This window comes from Pseudomonas sp. 1 (assembly GCF_056626735.1).
The window spans coordinates 136,562-158,810 of sequence record NZ_JBWXMQ010000001.1 but is presented as its reverse complement, the minus strand read 5'-3'; the positions used below and the strand labels follow the sequence as shown (position 1 = coordinate 158,810).

Here is a 22,249-nt window from a genome sequence, read left to right as displayed (position 1 = left end):
TCCCCTTGCAGTAGAGACTTGCTCAATAAGCATCTGCGGGTATGCTGATCTCCTGCCGAGGAGATAGAAATGGCCTACGATTTTGACCTTTATGTGATTGGCGCCGGTTCCGGCGGTGTGCGCGCTGCGCGTTTTGCGGCAGGTTTCGGCGCAAAAGTAGCGGTGGCCGAGAGCCGTTATCTGGGCGGCACCTGCGTCAATGTTGGTTGCGTACCGAAAAAACTGTTGGTGTACGGCGCCCACTTTGCCGAAGACTTCGAACAGTCCTCTGGTTTCGGCTGGCAACTGGGCGAGGCGGATTTTGACTGGGCCACACTGATTACCAACAAGGATCGCGAAATCAATCGCCTGAACGGCATTTATCGCAATCTGCTGGTCAACAGCGGCGTGACCCTGCATGAGGCTCACGCGAAAATCGTTGGCCCGCACGAAGTCGAGGTCAACGGCGAGCGCTACACCGCGAAGAATATTCTGATCGCCACCGGTGGCTGGCCGCAGATCCCCGAGATTCCGGGACATGAGCATGCGATCAGCTCGAACCAGGCGTTCTTTCTCAAAGAGCTGCCCAAGCGTGTACTGGTCGTCGGTGGCGGTTACATCGCCGTCGAATTCGCCGGAATCTTCCATGGTCTGGGCGCCAATACGACGTTGCTGTATCGCGGAGATCTGTTCCTGCGCGGTTTCGACGGTTCGGTTCGTAAGCACTTGAAGGAAGAACTCACCAAGCGTGGCCTGGATCTGCAATTCAATGCCGACATTGCCCGTATCGACAAGCAATCAGATGGCAGCCTGAAAGCAACCCTCAAGGATGGTCGCGTGCTGGAAGCCGATTGTGTGTTCTATGCCACCGGCCGACGTCCGATGCTGGACAACCTGGGGCTGGAAAATACCGATGTGCAGCTCGACGACAAAGGCTTCATCAAGGTCGATGAGCAGTTTCAAACCACCGAGCCTTCAATCCTGGCGCTGGGCGATGTCATCGGTCGTGTTCAGTTGACGCCGGTGGCGCTGGCTGAGGGCATGGCAGTGGCGCGGCGTCTGTTCAAGCCTGAGCAATACCGTCCGGTGGATTACAAGATGATCCCGACGGCAGTGTTCAGTCTGCCGAACATCGGCACCGTCGGTCTGACTGAAGAGGAGGCGCGGGAGGCGGGTCACGACGTGGTGATCTACGAAAGCCGCTTCCGGCCGATGAAGCTGACCCTGACGGACTGCCAGGAGCGCACGCTGATGAAGCTGGTGGTCGATGGCAAGTCTGACAAGGTGTTGGGCTGTCACATGGTCGGCCCGGATGCTGGCGAGATCGTGCAGGGGCTGGCTATCGCTTTGAAGGCTGGCGCAACCAAGCGTGACTTCGACGACACCATCGGAGTGCATCCGACGGCGGCCGAAGAGTTTGTCACAATGCGTACGCCGGTCGGCGCTTAAATCTTTTTCGGTTGGGCTGCGTCTGGCGCTGCCTCAGCGGTAGTAGCCAGGCGCAGGCTGTCTTGCGCCTTGGTTAATTCTTTTTCCAATGACTGATTGAGCTGCGACTGCTCGTCGACGTTCTGCTTGAGCGTCTGACTTTCCAGCAGGGCCACGCGCAGACGTTCCTGGAGGAGGGTGCGTTCACTGTCGACGCGGGACGCTTGCTGCAGCAATTGATCCTGACGCTGATTACTGTGCTTGAGCTGATCCTGCAGCAGGCTCAGTTCGCGCACGGTGCCGCGATTTTCGGTCAGCAGGCGTTCGTTGTCGCGGTGCAGCTGGGTGATTTCGTCCTGACGTACGAGGGCGCTTTGCTGCGCCTGGCGCAACTCCATCTGCAACTGCTGCACCTGCGTCTCGTGACGGCTTTGCTCCTGCTCACGCTGCTCCTTGATGGCGTTGCGGTAGTGTTCAAGCGCGTCGCGGGCGTGCAGGTGCTTCTCTTCCAGCGAGCGGATCTGCTCGTCCTTGTCCTGCAAACGCAATTCAAAATCTGCCAGAGCCTGATTCAGTCCCGCATTGCGAGTCTGCTCGGTCTGCAGCATCGAGCGGGTATCGCTCAGGGCTTCGGATTCCTTTGCCAGCGCGGCAGTCTGAATGTCGTGCTTCTTCTCCAGCTGCGCATGATCCTGACGAAGCTGATTCAGCTCGTTTTCCAGTGCCTGACGCTGATGCTCGTACTGCTCGCGTGCCTGATCAATCGGCTCCTGCGCCTGTTCTTTCAGGCGCTGGGCGAGGCGTGTGACGAGGGCGAGGAGTTCGTCATCGACAGGTTCTGCCGACGGATCGGCCGGTTCGCTGCCGTCATCCAGTTCCTTCAGGTAGCGATGAATTGTGGTTTTTGAACCCGTATTGCCCAGTTCGATGCGTACTGCGTCGATGCTGGGGTGTTCGCCACGGGCGAGAATCGCTGCGCGCGCGATCTGGACTACTGCTTTATTGACGCCGCCACGGGCCATATCTGCTCCTACCATTTCGTACTGTGGTACATGCCACTAAAGTACGCAGTGTACCACGTTGAAATTAAAGTGAAATAAGCACCGATAAACGGACGGGATATACTGGTATTACCCCATGTGAAACCCATAAAATCGATTTCCGATCAAACCTTCAGTACGCAACGAGAAAATCAGCCCATGAGCGATATCGATCGCTACCTGCAAGCCGCCACCCGTGACAACACCCGCCGCAGTTATCGCGCGGCCATCGAGCATTTCGAGTCCGTGTGGGGCGGGTTTCTGCCAGCGACAGCGGACAGCATCGCCCGGTATCTGGTGGCACATGCTGGCGTGCTGTCGGTCAATACGCTCAAGTTGCGTCTGTCGGCGCTGGCGCAGTGGCACAACAGTCAGGGCTTCGCTGATCCGACCAAGTCCCCGGTGGTGCGCAAAGTATTCAAGGGCATTCGTGCCCTGCATCCCGCCCAGGAGAAGCAGGCCGAGCCGTTGCAATTGCGAGATCTGGAACAGACTGTCGCCTGGCTTGAGCAGGAAATGAGGGAGGCGCGGGAAAAACAGGATCGACCAGTGCTGTTACGGGCCTGCCGCGATCGGGCATTGATCCTGCTGGGCTTCTGGCGCGGCTTTCGCAGCGATGAGCTGTGTCGGATGCAGATCGAGCATGTGCAGGCGCACGCTGGCAGCGGCATCACTTTGTACCTGCCGCGCAGCAAGGGTGATCGGGAAAACATCGGGCAAACCTATCAGGCCCCGGCGCTGTTGAAGTTGTGCCCTGTGCAGGCATATATCGAATGGATAAGCGAGGCTGCGCTCGTACGCGGCCCGGTGTTTCGCGCCGTGGACCGGTGGGGCAATCTGAGTGAGGAGGGCTTGCACGCCAACAGTGTGATTCCGTTGCTGCGTCAGGCTCTGGAGCGCGCCGGAATTTCCGCCGAGCGCTACACGAGTCACTCTCTGCGACGAGGTTTTGCAACGTGGGCCCATCAAAGCGGCTGGGATCTCAAGTCACTGATGAGTTACGTCGGCTGGAAGGATATGAAGTCCGCCATGCGCTATGTTGAAGCGAGCCCTTTTCACGGGATGGCCCGGATTACGGATAAGCCGCTGTCGCCGTAGATATCGTTTTCTTCTATTAATATCCTCAGCTAATAGCGAAAACAAATCAGCAGCATCAGGTTTGCCAATGAGCCATCCGTCGAGTGACTGGGTAGGATTCACCCATCGAATTCACAACCCTGACGGAGAGTCATCAATGCCTATCATCAACAGCCAAGTAAAACCGTTCAAAGCTACCGCGTTCAAAAACGGCGACTTCGTACAAGTCTCGGACGCTGACCTGAAAGGCAAATGGTCCGTAGTGTTCTTCTACCCGGCCGACTTCACTTTCGTTTGCCCAACCGAACTCGAAGACCTGGCTGACAACTACGCCGCCTTCCAGAAACTGGGCGTAGAGATCTACAGCGTTTCGACCGACACCCACTTTGCCCACGCTGCCTGGCACAACACTTCGCCAGCTATCGGCAAAATCGAATACACCATGATCGGCGACCCGACCCATGTCATTTCCCGCAACTTCGACGTGCTGATCGAAGAAGCTGGTCTGGCGGATCGTGGCACCTTCGTGATCAACCCTGAAGGCCAAATCAAAATCGTTGAACTGAACGATGGCGGCGTTGGCCGCGACGCTTCCGAGCTGCTGCGCAAAATCAAGGCTGCTCAGTACGTTGCTGCTCACCCAGGCGAAGTTTGCCCGGCCAAGTGGAAAGAAGGCGAGGCCACTCTGGCTCCGTCCCTGGACCTGGTCGGCAAGATCTAAGTCTGTGACACACGCAATGCAGGGCGGAACTCCGCACCTACTCAAGTAAGCTGCACCGCCCAATAGAAAAGCCCGGGCGAGATTCGCTCGGGCTTTTTTTCGCCTCAAATAAAGTCAGGAGATCGCCCGTATGTTGGACGCCAATCTTAAAGCCCAGTTGAAATCGTACCTGGAACGGGTCACCCAGCCGATCGAGATCGTTGCCTCACTCGACGACGGTGCGAAATCCCGTGAAATGCTTGACCTGCTGAAAGACGTTGCCAGTCTTTCGCATCAGATTACCTTGATCGACAGCGGTGGCGATGCACGAAAACCCTCCTTCTCGATCAATCGCCCCGGTGCCGACATCAGCCTGCGTTTCGCCGGCATCCCGATGGGCCATGAATTCACTTCGCTGGTGCTGGCCCTGCTGCAAGTCGGCGGACACCCTTCGAAGGCCAGTGTCGAAGTGATCGAACAGATCCGCTCGCTCAAGGGTGAGTTCAACTTCGAGACTTACTTCTCGCTGTCCTGCCAGAACTGCCCGGACGTCGTTCAGGCGCTGAACCTGATGGCCGTGCTGAACCCGAACATCCGCCACGTCGCCATCGACGGCGCGCTGTTCCAGGACGAAGTCAACGATCGCAAGATCATGGCTGTACCAAGCATCTACCTGAATGGCGAAAACTTCGGTCAGGGCCGCATGGGCCTGGAAGAAATCCTCGCCAAACTCGACACCGGCGCCATCGAGCGTCAGGCCGAGAAAATCAGCGCCAAGCAAGCCTTTGATGTGCTGGTGGTCGGCGGTGGGCCGGCCGGCGCTTCGGCGGCGATCTATGCCGCACGTAAAGGTATTCGCACCGGTGTTGCAGCCGAGCGCTTCGGCGGTCAGGTACTGGACACCATGGCCATCGAAAACTTCATTTCCGTTCAGGAAACCGAAGGCCCGAAACTGGCGACCGCGCTGGAAGAACACGTCAAGCAGTACGACGTCGACATCATGAACCTGCAACGCGCCGACAAGCTGATCCCGGGCAAGAATGGCGAGCTGCATGAAGTCCGCTTCGCCAGTGGCGCGACCCTTAAGGCCAAGAGCGTGATTCTGGCGACCGGCGCGCGGTGGCGCGAAATGAACGTGCCGGGCGAGCAGGAATACCGCAACAAGGGTGTAGCGTATTGCCCGCATTGCGACGGCCCGCTGTTCAAAGGCAAGCGTGTGGCGGTGATTGGCGGCGGTAACTCCGGTGTAGAGGCAGCGATCGATCTGGCCGGTATCGTGTCACACGTAACTTTGCTGGAGTTCGACGTTCAGTTGCGCGCCGACGCCGTATTGCAACGCAAGCTGCACAGCCTGCCTAACGTCACTGTGATCACCAGTGCGCTGACCACCGAGGTCACCGGCGATGGCCAGAAGGTCAACGGCCTGCGCTACAAGGATCGCAATACCGAAGAGCTGCACACCGTCGAACTGGAAGGGATTTTCGTGCAGATTGGTCTGCTGCCCAACACTGATTGGCTCAAGGGCACCATCGAGTTGTCGCCGCGCGGCGAGATCATCGTCGACAACCGCGGTGAAACCTCGATCCCCGGCATCTTTGCCGCCGGTGACGTAACCACCGTGCCGTACAAGCAGATCGTGATTGCGGTGGGCGAGGGCGCCAAGGCTTCGCTTAGCGCTTTCGATCACCTGATCCGCACTTCGGCTCCGGCATAAATCCCGGGCCTGAAAAAGAAAAACCCCATCAGTGATGATGGGGTTTTTTCTTTGCGGGGTGCTTTCTACCCAGACTCAGCTTTACAGCGGCGCTGGCTGGATGATTTCGACCCAATAACCATCCGGATCCTTGATGAACGCCAGGCTCTTCATGCGGCCATCGGTCAGGCGCTTCTGGAAATCGCAGCCCAGCTCTTCAAAGCGTGCGCAAGCGGCAACGATATCCGGTACCGAAATGCAGATGTGGCCGAAACCGCGCGGGTCGGTGTTGCCATTGTGGTAGGCGAAGTCGGCGTCGTTCTCGGTGCCGTGGTTGTGGGTCAGCTCAAGAATGCCGGGAATCGACTTCATCCACTCAGTGCGCGCAGCGGCGTCGGCCGGGATCTGCGATTTGTCGACCAGCGCGAGGAAGTACAGGCTGAATTCCGCTTCCGGGAAGTCACGCTTTTCTACCAGTGAGAAACCCAGTACGCGGGTGTAGAAATCCAGCGATTTGGTGATGTCTTTGACGCGCAGCATGGTGTGGTTGAACACGAAGTTGCGGGTTGCGCTGTCTGGGGTGGCGGTGACGCCAGGGAAGGTGTTCAGTTCTTGCAGGCTCATGGGCCCTCCGTAACAAATTGGGGCGAGTGAATGGGCGCAATGATACGCATGCCTGGCAGCATCGCCAAACCGAAAGCGTGGGCTTGCCCTGCGAGCGGGCGGGGCTCAGACTTTACGGCTCAATCCGCGAGTGCCTCTGGTAATGATCCGACCGTTCAAATCGCTGTTCGTTTTCCTGGGTTTTTCCCTGCTGGCGCTACCGGCCTTTGCCGAGGCGCCGAGCATCACCTGGCCCGCCGGCTGGGAAGTCGAGGCGTTGCCTGAAACATCCCCGGACGTCTCCCGTCAGCGCGGGGTGAAGACTGACGCCGATGGCAATCAGGTGATGGTGATGGAGTTGACGATGACCCGTGTGGAAAGTGGTCATCAGGTCAACTTGCAGGGCGTGTTGCTGGAGATGCGCAAGTCGGTGCAGAAAGACTTTTTCCAGAGCGGTTATCAGAGTGTCTGCAACAAGGTTCACGCGACTACGCTGGGCTCGCTTGCGGCACTTGAGACCACTTGTACCGTGACTGAAAACGGCCGTCACGTGCTGTCGCAAACATTGGTTGCAGCGGTGGAGGCGAATAAGGCTTACGTACTTTCGTATGCCGGGCAGGCAGAGGTTTATAAGGCCAGCGGCGATGACATAGTGGCGGCACGAAACAGCTTGAAATTCTAATCGCCTGTTCGTGGTCAGCGTGATGTTAGATACCCGAACTGATTAAGCATAAAGTTATTGCCGGGAAATGAGGCAACATTCGGAAGCATAGTTTCAGTGCGGAACGGGTTTGAGACTTAACTTTTCTGCCAGAAAAGTCGTTGTATTTGTTAAATATTGTCCAAAAAAAAGCCCTGCATATGCAGGGCTTTCATGTTTGCGAGGGATTAACTGCGCAACCAGGAATCAACGGTGGCTGCACCGTATTGTTCCTTCCAGGCCTTCAGGCCGCGGTGGTTGCCGCCCTTGGTCTCAATCAGCTCGCCGGTGTGCGGGTTCTGATAGACCTTGACCACGCGAGCGCGGCGGGTTTTAGGTGCGGCGGTCGATTGCAGACCGGATTTCGCCGGGTTCGGATCGAGAATGGCGATGATGTCTTTCAGGCCTTTGCCGTAGGTTTTCATCAGCCCCTGGAGCTTTTCTTCGAATTCGATTTCTTTCTTGAGCCCGGCATCGTTCTTCAGCGATTCCAGCTGCTTGAGCTGTTCCTGAAGGGCTTTTTCAGCTGCACGAAATTCAGCGAGTCTGGACAATATCTTTACTCCAATAGTGTGTTTGGCTGAAACCAACCGCAAACAAAGCTATAAGCCAAGAGCCTTGAAGCGACTCGGTGATAATGGCTCACCTGCCAATCTTGCAACAGGTAAGAAAAATTGTAGTAGTTAATGCGGCAAGAGTAAATCCTGACTTTTTCTTCATGTAACAACAACGCTGTTTTGTATCAATTTGGTGCGAGCTGTCGGCGAGTCAGGATTTATGCTGCCAAGTTAATGATGAGTTAATGCATCGATGAAGTCTGCAGCTGGCATCGGTTTGCCGAACAGGTAGCCCTGCAGAAAGTTGACATGGTGGGCGGCCAGATAATCACACTGGGCTTGTGTCTCTACACCTTCGGCCACGATGCCCAGATCCAGTTTGGTGGAAAGCTCGATGATGCTGTCCAGAATGTGCCGGGAGAGGGCATCTTTATCGATCATCGCGACAAATGTCTGGTCGATCTTGAGGAAGTCGACATTGAACGTTCTCAAGTAGCCAAGGCTTGAATGACCGGTGCCAAAGTCATCAATCGCGATCTTTACACCCATCGCACGCAGTTGCTCGAACAGCTGGTGGGTGATCTCGGACGGCTCGATCAGCTCGCGTTCCGTCAGCTCCAGGACCAGGCTGATGCTGCCCGGCTGGAAAGCTGACAAAAATTCACGGCAATCCTCAACCAGCTCCAGATCCTGGCAGTGGCTGGCGGTGATGTTTATGCCAATGTGGAACGGCGCGGTCAAGGTCGATGAAAGCGGCCCCAACAGGACAGCGGTCTGCTGCATCAAGGCGCGGGTCATTGGCACGATAAGCCCGGAGTGTTCGGCAAACGGGATGAACAGGTCCGGACGTACCAGCCCCTCCTTGGGATGGTTCCAGCGCATCAGCACTTCCGTGCCCGACCACTGTTTACTGTCGCCATGCACCACCGGCTGAAAGTAGGGAATAAACTCTCCCGCCTCCAGAGCTCGCAGCATTTCATGGCTGGGCGATGTGGAGCGCTTCTGCAAGATGTAGCCGATCGCTGCCGATACCGCACCGAAGAACATCAGCAGGCTGAACAGCGGCGGGTATTCATCTTTCATGTAGCGCCAGGTTTCGCCTTCCGGAAACGCGGCGGTGACCGAGAATGCATAGTGCGGCGAGTGCAAGGTACTTTGCGCCACCGGCAACGCGGGCAGTGCGCCTTGATGCACTTTGCCGTCGGCCGAGAGCCAGTTGTTGCCGACTTGCAGTAACAACAATGTGTGCCGGCCGATCAGACGCAGGATGTTGCTCAGGTGATAGCCGTCCAGCGTGGTCAGTGCGCCTGCGCGCCCTTCGCTCAGACGATATACCAGCAACGCAGTATCGGGCGTGACCGGGTTGCCGTTCATGAGCCACAACTTGCCCTGGGTGTAGTCGCCCGGATTGACGACCTCCTTGAAGTCGCCAAACAGCGAACTGCAATAGAGATTGTCGTCCCATACCAGATTGGTCGAGCGCACAAACGGGCGTCGGGTGACTTGTTCGCGCAAGGCCAGTTTTACAGTCTCGCAGGTCTGGCCGGCCAGCGGCAGCAACTCCCGGGCGGCGAGGGCGGTATTGTCGAGCATCAGTTCGAACTGCCGCAGGGCTTCATCGGCGGTGTGTTGCGAACTCTGCTGAAGGGCGCGCCCGGCCTGCATATAAAGAATCACGCTGCCGAGTACGATCGGCAGCAGGCCACACAGCAACGTCACGATAATCCGGGTGCTGCGCTTGCGGCGGGGCCTGACGGTCAGTGGCATGGGCGCATCCTGTCGCAATGGAGTGGGGCACTTGATGGCAGGCGAAGCGTGCGCGCAACTCCCGTGATCTGAGCCCATAATAGATGGTCAATGACACCTGCGCTGCTCAACGGTAATCCAGCCGTGTTGCCAATTGAATGAATGCCAGCGTGGCGGGTGACGCCTGGCGCTGATCCAGCACCGCCAGGCCCACCTGCCGGTTGACTGCGGGGGATAGCGGTCGCTTGACATAGCGTGGCGCGGAATCGAAAGGCAACGAACCTTCGGCCACCACGGTCATGGCATCGCCTCGTCCGACCGTGTCGAGAGTGCTGAGCAGTTGCGAGCAGCGATAGCGGATGTTCGGGCTCAACCGCGCGGTGTTGAACAGGCGCGAAACCAGCTCCGATGAACCGGCCTCGGTCAGCACGAACGGGTCGTTGCAAAGGTCTTTGAGGCTTACTGATTCACGCGCCGCCAACGGGTGACCGGGCGGGAGCAGGGCGACCATCTGATCTTCAATCAGGGCAAACGTGTCGAAGCGCTCTTCTGGCAGCACTACAAAACCGATGTCGATCCGCCGCTCCTCCAGCCACTGGATGACTTGCCGATCCGGGCCTTCATCAATGTGCACTTCGATCCCCGGATGCGCCTCGCGATAGCGCTGAAGAATCTTCGGTAGCAACTTGATCGAGGACGTCGGCCCGAACGAACCAATGCGCAAGGTGCCGCGTTTCATGCCGCGCGCATCCGCGGCCTCCTGGCGCAACGTATTGGCCAGCCCGAGCATCGCCCGCGCGCGCAGCAGCAATTGCTCGCCGATGTCGCTCAGTTCAACTTGCGACTGATGCCGGCGCAGCAATTCGACGCCCAGTTCCTGTTCCAGCGATTTCAAGGCGTGGGACACCGCCGACTGGGAAATTCCCAGACGATGGGCAGCGAGAGTGAAGCCGCGCAGTTCGGCCACCATCGAGAAGATTTCGAGTTGGGTCAGGGTCATGAGTAAAGACTCATTTTACGATGATGAGGAATCGATCGAATGATACGTCATCCGCCAGTCTCATCATTGGGAACGTTATGAGTTGTCATGAACCTGTTCGTCCGGCCGCTTCGGACATGCCCGTCTATTTGAACCTGGCCCTGGTCACCATGATCTGGGGCGGAACGTGGGTGGCCGGGCGTTTTCTGGCCGGTAGCCTGAGTCCGGTGTTTGCTGCCAGCTTGCGGTTTTTGCTGGCCAGCGTGGCATTGCTCGGGTTTCTGCGACTGGCGCGGATTGCGCTGGCGCGGCCCACGCCCAGGCAATGGCTGCAACTGGCGCTGCTGGGTTTTTTCGGGATTTTCTTCTACAACCTGTGCTTCTTTTACGGGCTGCAATACATCAACGCTTCTCGTGCCTCGTTGATCGTGGCGCTGAACCCGGCGGTCATTGGTCTCGCGTCCTGGTTGCTGTTCAGGGAGCGGCTGAGCCGGTTGAAAGTGACCGGAATTGCGATCTGCATCAGCGGGGCGGCTGTGGTGATCGTCAGTCGCAACCCGCAGCTGTTGAGCGAAACGCCGGACGCGTGGATTGGCGATCTGCTGATCCTCGGCTGCGTTTTGAGCTGGGGCGTCTATTCGCTGTTCTCACGCAGCCTCAATCACAGCATCGGCCCGGTGCAGACCGTGACCTTTTCGATTTTACTGGGCACCCTGATGTTGTGGGCGCTGGCCCTGAGCCGGGGCGAAGTGGACGTTGCGGCCCTGGCCGCGCTTGGCCCGCGTCAATGGCTGAGCCTGGTCTATCTGGGCGTACTCGGTTCTGCGCTGGCCTACATCGGTTACTACGATGGCATCCGTAAAATCGGCGCCACACGCTCCGGCGTGTTCATTGCTCTCAATCCGCTGACCGCCGTGCTGGCCGGTGCAATCGTGCTGGGTGAACAGCTGACGCTGGCCATGTGCCTGGGCGGTGTGCTGATTCTGGCGGGTATCTGGCTGTGCAACAAACCCCTTGCACCGACCCGAAAAAAGCGGATTTTATAGAGAGGGCAGACAACCCTATTTACGCTGTGTAGAATCGGGTTACGCATACAATAATAATCGTCTTCTGGCAGCAGAAGCCTCGCCCGCAAGAGCCTTGGGTCGACAATGAAGATATTCGGGTTTCAACTGATCTACGGTGACTTCCTCGCCCGCAGTGTGCGTGGCATCTCCTGTGCGCCACCCACCGGCTTCAGCATTACTGACAAATAACTCTGGTTAATTGATAAGAATGATGAGGCGCCAACCATGGCAGATTTATACGAAAACCCAATGGGCCTGATGGGCTTCGAGTTCATCGAGTTCGCAGCGCCGACGCCTGGCACTCTGGAGCCGATCTTCGAGATCATGGGCTTCACCAAGGTCGCGACCCACCGTTCCAAGAACGTGCACCTGTATCGCCAGGGCGCGATCAATCTGATCCTCAACAACGAACCGCACAGCGTCGCCTCGTACTTCGCGGCCGAGCACGGCCCGTCGGTGTGCGGCATGGCGTTCCGGGTCAAGGATTCGCAGAAAGCCTACAAACGCGCACTGGAACTCGGCGCTCAGCCGATCCACATCGAAACCGGCCCGATGGAACTGAACCTGCCGGCGATCAAAGGCATTGGCGGCGCGCCGCTGTACCTGATCGACCGTTTCGGCGAAGGCAGCTCCATCTATGACATCGACTTCGTGTTCCTCGAAGGCGTTGATCGCAATCCGGTCGGTGCCGGTCTGAAGATCATCGATCACCTGACCCACAACGTGTATCGCGGCCGCATGGCCTACTGGGCGAACTTTTACGAGAAGCTGTTCAACTTCCGCGAAATCCGTTACTTCGACATCAAGGGCGAATACACAGGCCTGACTTCGAAAGCGATGACCGCGCCGGACGGCATGATCCGCATCCCGCTCAACGAAGAATCGTCGAAGGGCGCCGGGCAGATCGAAGAGTTCCTGATGCAGTTCAACGGCGAAGGCATCCAGCACGTGGCGTTCCTCACCGACGACCTGGTCAAGACCTGGGATCAGTTGAAGAAAATCGGCATGCGCTTCATGACCGCGCCGCCGGACACCTACTACGAAATGCTCGAAGGCCGCCTGCCGAACCACGGCGAACCGGTGGATCAGTTGCAATCGCGCGGCATCCTGCTCGATGGCGCATCAGACAAGGACGACAAGCGTCTGCTGCTGCAGATCTTCTCGGAAACCCTGATGGGCCCGGTGTTCTTCGAATTCATCCAGCGCAAGGGCGATGATGGTTTCGGCGAAGGCAACTTCAAGGCACTGTTCGAATCGATCGAGCGTGACCAGGTGCGTCGCGGTGTACTCGCTACCGAGTAACCCGTATCAGATGTAAAAAAGCCCGGCCTGCAATTGCAGGCCGGGCTTTTTATTGCTCGTCTTACGGGCGCCGCTGGCGCATCAGATGCTTGAACCCTTCAAATACCAGCACCACCACAGCCAGCCAGATCGGAATGTAAGTCAACCATTCGCCGGGTTTGATGCTCTCGCCCAGCAGCAGCGCCACACCCAGCAGCAACACCGGTTCAACGTAACTCAACAAGCCGAACAGGCTGAACGGCAAAAGGCGACTGGCAATGATGTACACCACCAGCGCCGATGCACTGATCAGACCGAGTAGCGGAATCAGCCACGTCAGCGCCGGGTACTGATCGAACACGCCGAAACCCTGTTCGCCGCCGCGCACAAACCAGTACGCCACCGGCAGCATCAAAGTCATGTCGACCCACAGGCCGCCGAGGTTGTCGGTCTTGAGGTATTTGCGCAGCACGAAGTACAACGGGTAACCGACGACCACCACCAGCGTCGCCCAGGAAAATCCGCCCACCTGATACAGCTCGTTCAACACGCCGAGGCTGGCAAAGAACACCGCGACTTTTTGCAGGTACGACAGGCTCTCGCCATAAGCGATGCGCCCGGTCAGCACCATGGCCAGCGGCAGGAGGAAGTAGCCCAGTGACACATCGAGGCTGTAACCATTGAGCGGCGCCCACATGAACAGCCACAACTGCACGCCCAGCAACGCAGACGACAGGATCAACCCGCCGGTCAGCTTCGGCAGCGCAGGGATCCGGCGCAGCAGGTCCAGCACCCGCCGCCATTCGCCGGACAACAACATGAACAGGGTCATGCAGGGCACGGTCAGCAGCATCCGCCAACCGAAGATTTCCACGCCGCTCAACGGGGTGAGCAGCGAGGTGTAGTAATACATGACGGCAAACAGCGTCGAGGCTGTTACCGAGAGAGCGATACCTTTAGACAAACTGTCCTCGCGGGGTAATGGTCAAACGGGGTGCGCAGGATACGTGGTTTTTGTGCTGAATATTGGGCAGATGCTCAATATTTGCCACACATGAAACAGCCCATAGACATTCGCCTGCTCGCGAAGCTTTCAACCTTGCCGCGGAGCCCGTCCGGAGGCAGAAATCATCACTGCCCAACTTGCAAGGGATTACCAAAGTTCATGAGATACATCTCGCCAAACTTGTAAGAGGCGTAATCGGTGATGTGCCCAATGTCACGATAGACCGGAAAACCGTCGACCGTGTTCATGCACGCATCACCTGTGCATTGCACGGTTTTCGGGTCAATGACGATTAACCCGGGGTATTCAGTCTTCAGTTCATTAAAAAGTGTTTCCAGCGCTGGTTCTTTGCTACCGGACCATGGCATAGCAGCGCAGAGGCTGCCTTGCTCGACGCTGCCCATCAGCCCACGCAACTTGACCTGGCGCAGCAGGCACGCGTTGATACCAGGTGGCATGGGCAGCGTGTTCTCCAGAAACACCGGGATAGCGCCTGATGCGACGATAATATCCAGGGCTTCCCGGATTGCTACGCCAAAGCGTTGTCTGGACAGTTCCAGGCTGTGAGGATCATCGCGTTTGGTGACGATGTCACCGTTCAAATAAGCCTCCCAGAACTGGCCCACAATCACATACTTGAAATGCTTGTTCGCAATCATCTCGTAATAGCGTTGAGCGGCGTCGTGGCATTTTTCAAACAAGGCGTTCTTGTATTTTTTCTCGTTGTACTGGTAGATCCCGGGCAATGCCAGGCACGCTGGGTAAGCCTGTGCGAGTACAGCAAGATTGGCATCCCTGGCCAGCGTTTCAACAAAACCCCAGTAATGATTCGAAAACGAATCGCCCATCAGAAATACTTGTGGCGCCGTGTGATCGGCGCCGAATATGCAGCCAGGATCGGCACCATCGCTGACACCAAGACATCCTTCCCGAGCAACTGGCACGGAGGCTTTCAAATCGGTGAGCATGTTGCTGTAGCCCTGATTGAAGCGGCCCGGCCAGCCCTCGTGCCTGACACTGGCAGAGTGCAGCAGCGACAGGCCGATAGCGGGCAAAATCATCAGTACCACGAGCGTTTTGCCAAAGCCAAATCGTGCCTTGCGGAACTTGTTTTCAATCAGCACATAAGAGAGCCAGGCCGTGATGAAAGTGCAAACGAAGTAAATGATCGTCATCGACGGGGTTAGCGCGATTCCCATGTAATTCATCACCGCCAGGATCGGCCAGTGCCATAGATACAAGGAGTACGAGAGTGTGCCGATAAACACTATGGGTCTGGCCGCGAGCAGCTTGGCGAAAATGCTTGCATCACCAATCCCCTGGTACAGCAAAGCTGCAGTAGCGAGACATACGGCAATGGCATGGTATTGCGGGAATCCCGGCAAGATATCGTCCCGGGTAGCGCAATAGATGATCGTGACCAGCGAAAGTGCACAGACCACAGAGGCGCTCAGGCGATTGAGCCGGAACTTGTCCGTACTGAAGATGACCGCACAAGAGCCGATCATCAATTCGAAAATCCGCGCAGCGAAGAAATAGTAGTTTTTCTCAGGCGTGGCGTAAGACAGGTACAGCGCGAGCACCATTGCCGCCACGGTCAGGCCGAGCACCGCCGCTTTGAAAATAACTTTCGGCAGATAGCGGTTGAGCAGCCAGATGCCCGGGGGGAGTATCAGATACCACTGCCATTCGATGGCCAGAGACCAGGTGTGCAACAGCGGCAGGCTTGCTGCATCCGGTGTGGCGTAACCCGTGGTCACTTTGGAAAAGTACTGGTTGGAGATGATTAACGAGGTGTACTTTTCGCTTTTTAAAAAATCGACGTAATCATCGGGCAAATACAGTAGCGTCGTGAGCGTCAATGTGACGATCAATAATGCAATAACGGCCGGTTGTAGTCGCCAGATCCGGCGCGTGTAGAACCCCGAGAAAGTGAACGTGCCGTTGTGCAGCGACTTCATGATGATAGCGGTGGTCAAATAACCCGAAATCACGAAGAAGATATCGACGCCGATAAAACCGGACGGGAAAAGCGCCAGTTCGCCGTGGAAGATCAACACCAGTAGAACAGCGATGGCGCGAAGTCCGTCAATATCGGCCCGGTACGCAAGTGAGGGGCGGCGATCGCCGAAAGTTGCGGGCTCCATAGCGCAAGTGAGGGCGCGCAGATCTTTATCGCCCGTTAATTTGAACAGCAGCCCGCGCAGTGGCTTTCTGAGGAGCTCGGCGGAGCGATTGGACATGTGCTGATCCCTTGCAAATTCCGAACGATCAATCAGATTCCGTTTGATCGCGCTTGATTCAATAAAAAACAGCCGATTGTATCGGCTGTTCAAGGTTTAGGGAAAATCCTAAGCCTTATGGGGTTTACGCCCAGACACAAAATGGCTCACATCGTTGAACCCCGGCGTAGAAGCATGCCCCGGCGTCACCAGCGAATCGATAAATGCCTCATCCTCCGCCGTAATCTTCACCGCCTGCGCCTTGGTGTACGCATCCCACTGTTCTTCAGTGCGCGGCCCGACAATCGCCGACGTTACCGCGCCGTTGTTCAGCACCCAGGCAATCGCAAACTCGACAATCCCGACCCCACGCTCTTTTGTGTATTGCTGAATCTGCTGGGCAATGCGCAACGATTCCACGCGCCATTCGGTTTCCAGAATGCGTTTGTCCTGGCGGCCGGCGCGGCTGTTGGCGTCCGGGGTCACGTCTGGTGCGTACTTGCCGCTGAGCACGCCACGGGCCAGCGGGCTGTAAGGCACCACGCCGAGACCATAGGTTTGGGCTGCGGTGATCTGCTCGGTTTCGGCCTGGCGGTTGACGATGTTGTACAGCGGTTGGCTGATCACCGGGCGATCAACACCGAGTTTGTCCGCCACGCGAATCACCTCGGCAATCCGCCAGCCGCGATAATTCGACAGGCCCCAATAACGTATCTTGCCCTGGCGAATCAGGTCGCCAATTGCCGAAATCGTCACTTCCAGCGGCGTGTTGTGGTCTTCGCGGTGCAGGTAATAGATGTCGAGATAATCGGTGCCGAGCCGGGTCAGGCTGGCCTCCAGGCCATTGAAGATATGTTTGCGGCTCAGACCGCTGCGGTTCGGCACGCCGTCCACCGGGCCGAAACCGACCTTGGTCGCCAGCACCCATTCATGACGATGACGGGCGATGGCTTCGCCGACGATTTCTTCCGAGCGACCGTTGGTGTAGACGTCGGCGGTGTCGATGAAGTTGATGCCTTGATCCCACGCCTTGTCGATGATGCGCAGCGAGTCTTCCGCGCTGGTCTGTTCGCCAAACATCATCGTGCCGAGGGTGAGGGTGGACACCTGCAACCCCGAGTGACCCAGTGTGCGATAGCTCATGCCGAAATCCTTTTGTCGGTGGGAAAGCTCCCATCAAATACCAGAAGCATCCGACGCGGCAAAGTGAATTTGTCCAGCAGCGGCCCCGAAGTTTCTGGCGCACTGCCGACCGTTCATCGCCACTGTCAGATCTGACAGTAGGCAATTTTCCTGTGAATAGCGCCTGATCTGCTCTGACGGTGCGAGCAAAAAATGCCGACACATTTTGTGAAATCAGGAGCGTTCTCATGGCCACTGAACCGATTGATCAAGGGTTGACTGCGGGTGACGAAATCAATCTCTACGCGCCTCGGTTGCCCGACGGCAAGGAAAATGTGGCGGGTGCGGATTATGGTCTTGCCATTCGTTTTTATGAGGAGAAACCTCTGGGGGCAACGGTGATTGTTCCAGCCTTGCTGGGCCAGGAGCCCAACATGACGGTGTTCCTGAATCTGAACGGTGTGGACAAAATCACCAGTGAACAGACCGAGTCCGCTACGTCTGCGACCACGCTGTACATTGCCCACAATCTGCTGCTTCCCGATCTGCCGAATACCCTGAACTACACGGCCCGGCGCCTTGACAGTAGCGAGGAGACTTATGAACCGCCCATTACCATCAAATACAACGAGATTCGTCCAGGCATCGAAGACAAGATCAAAGGGGATGAAGGGCATTCCGAGCTTCGACTCATCCTGCCGCAAGACGTGATTGACGACGGCATCGATGCCGACCGCGCGGCGCAGGGGGTGCAGGCGTATTGCATGTACCCTTATTGCCGCGCATTCGACAAAATCTCGCTGCGCTGCAACGGCCATGTTCTTACTCATGTGGTCCATCCGGATGAGGCCCCCTCCACACCGACCACTGAGCCGACCATCATCGGGGTGTGGCTCGATAAAGCTTTTTTCGAAGCCGCTGGCGACAATCCGCAAGCCGCGTTTGACTTTACGGTCGAGGACGAACTCACCAACGGAGCGGACCCGACCTCGCCCTGGTCGAAGCCGATCCGCCTGGTGATTGACCTGAAGGGCGCCAGAATGGCCGCCCCCGACATTGCCGAGGACCCGGACGACCCCGACGATGAGCCGGACACTATTGATTGGAACAAGCTCGGCACTCGGGATCTGACCATTCAGGTTCATGTTTTTGCACCACGCTGGGAAAGCGGAGATACCTTGAGGGTGAAGTACTTCGCGACACCCAGTAGCGGAAGCGTGGTTGAACACGTGGTAGACGCTGAGGTGACAAGGCTTCCGTTTACCCATCGGTTGATGATCGACAATGCCAAGGTGATTGCCGACAGTACGGTCAAGGTTCTTTACGAACGTATTCGTGGAAATGAAGTTAATGCAATTTCAAAAATTGCACGGGCACGGGTCATTCAGAAGCCCGTGATTATTTCGATGAAGAACTCGTTCAACGTGGAACTGGAACATCGCGGGACTGTTTCTGACAATAAGGTCATGTTGTCAGGGGCTGCGCTGACGGGTGTTGTGTTGCAAGTTCTTGATGGCGGTACGGTGAGGGAAGAAGTCAAAGTCGGAACGAATTACAAGTGGGAAAGCAAGTTCATATCAATAGCGGAAGGGTCACACCGTTTTACTGTGAAGGAAAAAAACGGGAATCAGTTTGAGTCCGAACCCTGGGAGATTGAGCGGTTGGGTTTCAACATTGATCGGACACAGATGAAACTGAGCGGGTTTGCGGTGAAGGTCGATGGGTGGCCGAAAACAGGGGAGGATTCGATTGGCAATACCGGCGTTCGGGTTCCAACCGGTGGTGTTCCGCCGTATGACTATGCATCGTCTGATCCACTGACGGCTCCCGTGACGGCACAGGGCAAAGTGGTGGGGTTGAAAAGTGGCGTGGCAACTATCTATGTCACCGATCAGGAAGGCAGTACTTTGTCTTATCTTGTTGCGGTAACTAATAAATTCAAGCTGCAAATAAGCACTGAGAAGTTACGCGCAGATGACGCGATTGTCTGGATGAACTTGTTAGGAGGATTTACGACTTATAACTATACTTTTGTTGCCGATGTTCGTCGTGTTTATATTCCGCTCATTCCAGAGATTGTCAATGCATGCAGCCAAAATGGGCGTTTCTATAATTACTTGAGAACGGATTTATCTATTTTCGGAAGCACGGGGCTTAGTACTCTTACATCGTGGTGCTTGATACCTATCTAATTTGATCCACTGCTCCTGATCGGGCGCTTGGTTTCGGATGTCATCGGCTGAGCGCTCGGCAACGCACCCGCAAAAACGCCTGCAACACCTTCACCCGTTCCGACACCTGCACCCGATGCGGGCACAGCAGATTGAACGGCACGTTCTCGCCGTGCCAGTCATCGAACAGCGTCACCAGCCGCCCAGCGCGCACGTCTTCGGCCACGTCGAGCCAGGCTTTGTAGGCGATGCCGTGCCCGGCGAGCGCCCAGCGGCGGGCCACTTCGCCGTCGTCGCTGAGGTAGTCGCCGCGTACTTCGACCTCGACCGTTTCGTCCTCGCGATGGAAGCGCCAGGTGTTGTAGGGACGGCCGTTGCGCAGGTAGAGCAGGGCGCTGTGCTCGCTCAATTCGGCAGGATTTTGCGGCGTGCCGTGACGCTCGAGATACGCAGGACTGGCGCAGGCCACGCGCCGGTGCTCAGGCAGAATCGGTAACGCCACCAGCGTCGAATCACTCGGCACGCCAAAGCGCAGCGCCACATCCACCGTCTCGCGAAACAGATCCGCATGCCGGTCGTTGAGCAGCAATTGCAGTTGAATGTGCGGGTGCTCGCGCTTGAAATCGTCCAGCCACGGCAGCAACACATTGCGCCCGAAGTCCGACGGCGCCGCCAGTTGCAACACGCCGCTAAGGCCTTCCGTCTGTTGCTTCAGCGCCTGTTCGCCCTCGGCCAATGTGGCCAGTGCCAGGCGCACACTTTCCAGATAGCGCCGGCCTTCTTCGGTCAGGCGCATGCTGCGGGTCGAGCGGGCGAACAGGCGGATGCCGAGGCGGGTTTCCAGGCGTTTCAAGGCGATGCTGGCGGCGGCCGGGGTCAGCTCCAGCGCCCGGGCGGCGGCGGAAATGCTGCCGGAGTCGGCGGTGCGGACGAAGATCTCAAGATCGAGAATCGAGCTCATTGGTAAAAATCCTTTAAAGATCCTTCCGATTTACCGGGATTTTTCTGCGATTGGCAACCGGGGAAGATGCAATCTCCTCAAGCCCACCGGAGAACTCTCATGAAACCATTCGACAACCAGACTGTTGTGGTCATCGGCGGTAGCAGCGGCATTGGCGCCGCCGTCGCGTCGAACGCCGCTGAACGAGGCGCCCGTGTTTATTCGGTCGGGCGCCGTGTTGAAACGTCCGAAATCCATGATGGTGTCCGTCACGAAACTGCCGATGTCACCGATGACGCCTCGCTGCGCCAACTGTTCGAACGCATTGGCGCCCTCGATCATCTGGTGATCACCGCCGGGCCGAACGTCAGCGCCAAGCCTCTGGCCGACAGCGATCTGATTCAAGCGCAGCAGGCCTTCGACGTGAAATTCTGGGGCACCTTGCGCGCGATTCAAGCGGCGCTGCCGTACCTGAGCGAGCGGGGCAGCATCACCCTGACGTCGGGTTTGTTGTCGCGCAAATTTGTCGCTGGGCAGTTCATCAAGACCACTTTGAACGCCGCGCTTGAATCGCTCGCCAAACAACTGGCAAAGGAGTTGGCACCGCGTCGGGTCAACGTGATCAGCCCCGGCGTGACTGACACCGAAGCCTACGCCGGCATGGACGAAAGCCAGCGCAATGCTATGTTCGCCCGCAACTCGGCGGCGCTGCCGGTAGGCCGGATCGGCACGCCGCAGGATCTGGCAGCCGCGTTTATGCTGGTCATGGAAAACGGCTTTATCAGCGGCAGCATCATCGATGTCGACGGAGGTGGATTGTTATGACCTGGCACTTCGATCACCTGGCGTTCAATGCGCCGGACGGGCAACCGATTCAGGGCGCCTTCAATGTATTGCTGGGATTGACGCCGGGGCGGCGACCGCCGTTTCCGTTTCCCGGGCGGTGGTTGTATCAGGATGGGGAGGCGTTGGTGCATGTGATCGAGCAGCCGGCGCAGGATGAGGCGACGTTGAGTCATATTGCGTTTCGTACGGATGAAGACGCGGCGGTGGTTTTGAAACGGGTGCAGGGGAGTGGGTTGCCGTATCAGGTGGCGCAGGTGCCGGAGGACGGGATCTGGCAGATTTTTGTGCAGATGCCGGGGGGATTGGTGCTGGAACTGGATGCAAAAACGGGGATCTTGTGAGCGTTTAATCGTGGCGTTTAAAGGACACGTTCAGACACGCACCTCAGGCTACACAACCTTGCGCCGTTGCCTACAACTGCGCCAGAATCCGCCGGCTTGTGCGCTTATAGGCCGGGTTTTATCGTTATCTCGTCGCTGAAAAACAGCGATGGGGTTTGGTAGCCCGGTTCTGACTTGTTGCGCAACTCACCGTATTCGGACGCTTATCCGTCCGTGCTTTTATGGTGGCCATGCGCGGGGCGCTTTCGAGCGCGCCGGTTCTCCAAGTCACCGGTCTACCAACCCGTGCATGGCCACCACCTCTTCGTTTGGTAGCGAAGTTTGATGGCTCCATTTTTCTGATTTGGAGATTCAAACGTGATCAAACCAACACCCAACCCACCCGAAGCCGACACCACCTCGCCCTACGAAACCCTCGATTCCAAGAAATTCCACGAAGCTGCCGAACGCGCCCTCGATCACTACCTCAATCCGCTGCTCCCCAGAAAGCCGCTGCTCAAACCCAACACTCGCTACCTCATCGCCCCCGGTATCCCGAGCGAAGAACTGTTGGCCGATGCCTGCGAAACCCTGACCTCGGCCAAAATCATGGCAACCGACTTCGCCGGCCTGGTGGACGGCTCGCATCGGCATGTGCTGCTGGGGATCGCGCAACTGATCATGCTGGGGGAACTGGCGGTGAATCGGGCGCTGGATAATCTGGAACTGAAGGCTGAAGCGCCGCTGTAGCCAGATCCTTAGCCTGATCGTT

The 22,249-nt window shown here is 57.3% G+C and carries 20 protein-coding genes; 11 read left to right on the top strand and 9 right to left on the bottom strand.

Going from position 1 to position 22,249, the window contains the following annotated elements:
* The first annotated feature begins 69 nt into the window (after positions 1–69).
* Positions 70–1,428 (top strand): glutathione-disulfide reductase, encoded by a 1,359-nt coding sequence (gorA, locus tag AC1MDC_RS00690; protein WP_480392270.1) that lies wholly within the window; start codon positions 70–72, stop codon positions 1,426–1,428.
* Here the strand turns inward: gorA and AC1MDC_RS00685 are convergent.
* On the bottom strand, positions 1,425–2,429 hold the full coding sequence (locus tag AC1MDC_RS00685) for a DNA-binding protein (protein ID WP_480392269.1): 1,005 nt from the start codon (positions 2,427–2,429) through the stop codon (positions 1,425–1,427). The two genes, gorA and AC1MDC_RS00685, sit on opposite strands and share 4 nt — an antisense overlap.
* 177 nt (positions 2,430–2,606) lie before the next feature.
* Here AC1MDC_RS00685 and AC1MDC_RS00680 point away from each other — a divergent pair, with 177 nt between their 5' ends.
* The 3 genes from AC1MDC_RS00680 (at position 2,607) to ahpF (ending at position 5,938) form a co-directional block, all read left to right on the top strand.
* Positions 2,607–3,545 carry a site-specific integrase gene (locus AC1MDC_RS00680; protein ID WP_085701994.1) on the top strand — a complete coding sequence of 313 codons (939 nt, stop codon included), beginning with the start codon at positions 2,607–2,609 and terminating at the stop codon, positions 3,543–3,545.
* 136 nt (positions 3,546–3,681) lie between these two features.
* Positions 3,682–4,245, top strand: coding sequence for an alkyl hydroperoxide reductase subunit C (ahpC, locus tag AC1MDC_RS00675; protein WP_003224621.1), 564 nt, complete (start codon positions 3,682–3,684; stop codon positions 4,243–4,245).
* Between the two features lie 130 nt (positions 4,246–4,375).
* On the top strand, positions 4,376–5,938 hold the full coding sequence (gene ahpF / locus AC1MDC_RS00670) for an alkyl hydroperoxide reductase subunit F (protein ID WP_480392268.1): 1,563 nt from the start codon (positions 4,376–4,378) through the stop codon (positions 5,936–5,938).
* An 81-nt stretch (positions 5,939–6,019) separates the two neighbouring features.
* Here ahpF and gloA read toward each other — a convergent pair whose 3' ends face one another.
* Positions 6,020–6,541, bottom strand: a complete 522-nt coding sequence (gene gloA / locus AC1MDC_RS00665) for a lactoylglutathione lyase (RefSeq protein WP_065260490.1) — start codon at positions 6,539–6,541, stop codon at positions 6,020–6,022.
* A gap of 142 nt (positions 6,542–6,683) precedes the next feature.
* On the opposite strand from gloA, the gene AC1MDC_RS00660 reads away from it, so the two are divergent.
* The gene (locus AC1MDC_RS00660; RefSeq protein WP_085696022.1) at positions 6,684–7,202 is read left to right on the top strand and encodes a DUF4946 domain-containing protein; all 519 of its coding nucleotides are present in this window, start codon (positions 6,684–6,686) and stop codon (positions 7,200–7,202) included.
* Positions 7,203–7,408: 206 nt separating this feature from the next.
* On the opposite strand, the gene AC1MDC_RS00655 is transcribed toward AC1MDC_RS00660, so the two are convergent.
* From AC1MDC_RS00655 to AC1MDC_RS00645, 3 genes are all read right to left on the bottom strand, one after another.
* The gene (locus tag AC1MDC_RS00655) at positions 7,409–7,774 is read right to left on the bottom strand and encodes a histone-like nucleoid-structuring protein, MvaT/MvaU family (protein WP_085696023.1); all 366 of its coding nucleotides are present in this window, start codon (positions 7,772–7,774) and stop codon (positions 7,409–7,411) included.
* Between the two features lie 234 nt (positions 7,775–8,008).
* Positions 8,009–9,544, bottom strand: coding sequence for an EAL domain-containing protein (locus AC1MDC_RS00650; RefSeq protein WP_480392267.1), 1,536 nt, complete (start codon positions 9,542–9,544; stop codon positions 8,009–8,011).
* A gap of 106 nt (positions 9,545–9,650) precedes the next feature.
* Complete coding sequence (locus AC1MDC_RS00645; protein ID WP_480392266.1) at positions 9,651–10,523, bottom strand: LysR family transcriptional regulator; 873 nt, start codon at positions 10,521–10,523, stop codon at positions 9,651–9,653.
* Between the two features lie 77 nt (positions 10,524–10,600).
* Between AC1MDC_RS00645 and AC1MDC_RS00640 the strand changes: the two genes are divergently transcribed.
* Entirely contained in the window at positions 10,601–11,548 is a 948-nt protein-coding gene (locus AC1MDC_RS00640) for a DMT family transporter (protein ID WP_480392265.1), read from the top strand.
* A gap of 246 nt (positions 11,549–11,794) precedes the next feature.
* Positions 11,795–12,871: a 4-hydroxyphenylpyruvate dioxygenase gene (gene hppD / locus AC1MDC_RS00635; protein WP_085686995.1), complete on the top strand. Its 1,077-nt coding sequence runs from the start codon at positions 11,795–11,797 to the stop codon at positions 12,869–12,871.
* 61 nt (positions 12,872–12,932) lie between these two features.
* Here the strand turns inward: hppD and rarD are convergent, their stop codons facing one another.
* From rarD to AC1MDC_RS00620, 3 genes are all read right to left on the bottom strand, one after another.
* Positions 12,933–13,814, bottom strand: a complete 882-nt coding sequence (rarD, locus tag AC1MDC_RS00630; RefSeq protein WP_085696028.1) for an EamA family transporter RarD — start codon at positions 13,812–13,814, stop codon at positions 12,933–12,935.
* Positions 13,815–13,981: 167 nt separating this feature from the next.
* Positions 13,982–16,099 (bottom strand): acyltransferase family protein, encoded by a 2,118-nt coding sequence (locus AC1MDC_RS00625; RefSeq protein ID WP_480392264.1) that lies wholly within the window; start codon positions 16,097–16,099, stop codon positions 13,982–13,984.
* Between the two features lie 108 nt (positions 16,100–16,207).
* Positions 16,208–17,221, bottom strand: coding sequence for an aldo/keto reductase (locus AC1MDC_RS00620; RefSeq protein ID WP_085696030.1), 1,014 nt, complete (start codon positions 17,219–17,221; stop codon positions 16,208–16,210).
* Positions 17,222–17,448: 227 nt separating this feature from the next.
* Here AC1MDC_RS00620 and AC1MDC_RS00615 point away from each other — a divergent pair, with 227 nt between their 5' ends.
* A complete protein-coding gene (locus AC1MDC_RS00615) occupies positions 17,449–19,392 on the top strand; it encodes an Ig-like domain-containing protein (protein WP_480392263.1) in 1,944 nt (647 codons plus the stop codon).
* Positions 19,393–19,432: 40 nt separating this feature from the next.
* Here the strand turns inward: AC1MDC_RS00615 and AC1MDC_RS00610 are convergent, their stop codons facing one another.
* Entirely contained in the window at positions 19,433–20,332 is a 900-nt protein-coding gene (locus AC1MDC_RS00610) for a LysR family transcriptional regulator (RefSeq protein ID WP_480392262.1), read from the bottom strand.
* A 99-nt stretch (positions 20,333–20,431) separates the two neighbouring features.
* On the opposite strand from AC1MDC_RS00610, the gene AC1MDC_RS00605 reads away from it, so the two are divergent.
* From AC1MDC_RS00605 to AC1MDC_RS00595, 3 genes are all read left to right on the top strand, one after another.
* The gene (locus AC1MDC_RS00605; protein WP_480392261.1) at positions 20,432–21,136 is read left to right on the top strand and encodes an SDR family oxidoreductase; all 705 of its coding nucleotides are present in this window, start codon (positions 20,432–20,434) and stop codon (positions 21,134–21,136) included.
* Complete coding sequence (locus AC1MDC_RS00600) at positions 21,133–21,498, top strand: VOC family protein (RefSeq protein WP_480392260.1); 366 nt, start codon at positions 21,133–21,135, stop codon at positions 21,496–21,498. The genes AC1MDC_RS00605 and AC1MDC_RS00600 overlap by 4 nt, the downstream gene beginning before the upstream one ends.
* 357 nt (positions 21,499–21,855) lie before the next feature.
* Entirely contained in the window at positions 21,856–22,227 is a 372-nt protein-coding gene (locus tag AC1MDC_RS00595; protein WP_085696035.1) for a DUF6124 family protein, read from the top strand.
* The last annotated feature ends 22 nt before the right edge of the window (positions 22,228–22,249 follow it).

Excerpts from the sequence above, each read along its gene's own strand:
- ahpF (WP_480392268.1), top strand. The coding sequence starts at position 4,376 with ATGTTGGACGCCAATCTTAAAGCCCAGTTGAAATCGTACCTGGAACGG.
- AC1MDC_RS00605 (WP_480392261.1), top strand. The coding sequence starts at position 20,432 with ATGAAACCATTCGACAACCAGACTGTTGTGGTCATCGGCGGTAGCAGC.
- ahpC (WP_003224621.1), top strand. The coding sequence starts at position 3,682 with ATGCCTATCATCAACAGCCAAGTAAAACCGTTCAAAGCTACCGCGTTC.
- AC1MDC_RS00680 (WP_085701994.1), top strand. The coding sequence starts at position 2,607 with ATGAGCGATATCGATCGCTACCTGCAAGCCGCCACCCGTGACAACACC.
- AC1MDC_RS00615 (WP_480392263.1), top strand. The coding sequence starts at position 17,449 with ATGGCCACTGAACCGATTGATCAAGGGTTGACTGCGGGTGACGAAATC.
- gloA (WP_065260490.1), bottom strand. The coding sequence starts at position 6,541 with ATGAGCCTGCAAGAACTGAACACCTTCCCTGGCGTCACCGCCACCCCA.
- AC1MDC_RS00645 (WP_480392266.1), bottom strand. The coding sequence starts at position 10,523 with ATGACCCTGACCCAACTCGAAATCTTCTCGATGGTGGCCGAACTGCGC.
- AC1MDC_RS00610 (WP_480392262.1), bottom strand. The coding sequence starts at position 20,332 with ATGAGCTCGATTCTCGATCTTGAGATCTTCGTCCGCACCGCCGACTCC.
- AC1MDC_RS00660 (WP_085696022.1), top strand. The coding sequence starts at position 6,684 with ATGATCCGACCGTTCAAATCGCTGTTCGTTTTCCTGGGTTTTTCCCTG.
- hppD (WP_085686995.1), top strand. The coding sequence starts at position 11,795 with ATGGCAGATTTATACGAAAACCCAATGGGCCTGATGGGCTTCGAGTTC.
- AC1MDC_RS00600 (WP_480392260.1), top strand. The coding sequence starts at position 21,133 with ATGACCTGGCACTTCGATCACCTGGCGTTCAATGCGCCGGACGGGCAA.
- gorA (WP_480392270.1), top strand. The coding sequence starts at position 70 with ATGGCCTACGATTTTGACCTTTATGTGATTGGCGCCGGTTCCGGCGGT.
- AC1MDC_RS00685 (WP_480392269.1), bottom strand. The coding sequence starts at position 2,429 with ATGGCCCGTGGCGGCGTCAATAAAGCAGTAGTCCAGATCGCGCGCGCA.
- AC1MDC_RS00625 (WP_480392264.1), bottom strand. The coding sequence starts at position 16,099 with ATGTCCAATCGCTCCGCCGAGCTCCTCAGAAAGCCACTGCGCGGGCTG.
- AC1MDC_RS00640 (WP_480392265.1), top strand. The coding sequence starts at position 10,601 with ATGAGTTGTCATGAACCTGTTCGTCCGGCCGCTTCGGACATGCCCGTC.
- AC1MDC_RS00620 (WP_085696030.1), bottom strand. The coding sequence starts at position 17,221 with ATGAGCTATCGCACACTGGGTCACTCGGGGTTGCAGGTGTCCACCCTC.
- AC1MDC_RS00650 (WP_480392267.1), bottom strand. The coding sequence starts at position 9,544 with ATGCCACTGACCGTCAGGCCCCGCCGCAAGCGCAGCACCCGGATTATC.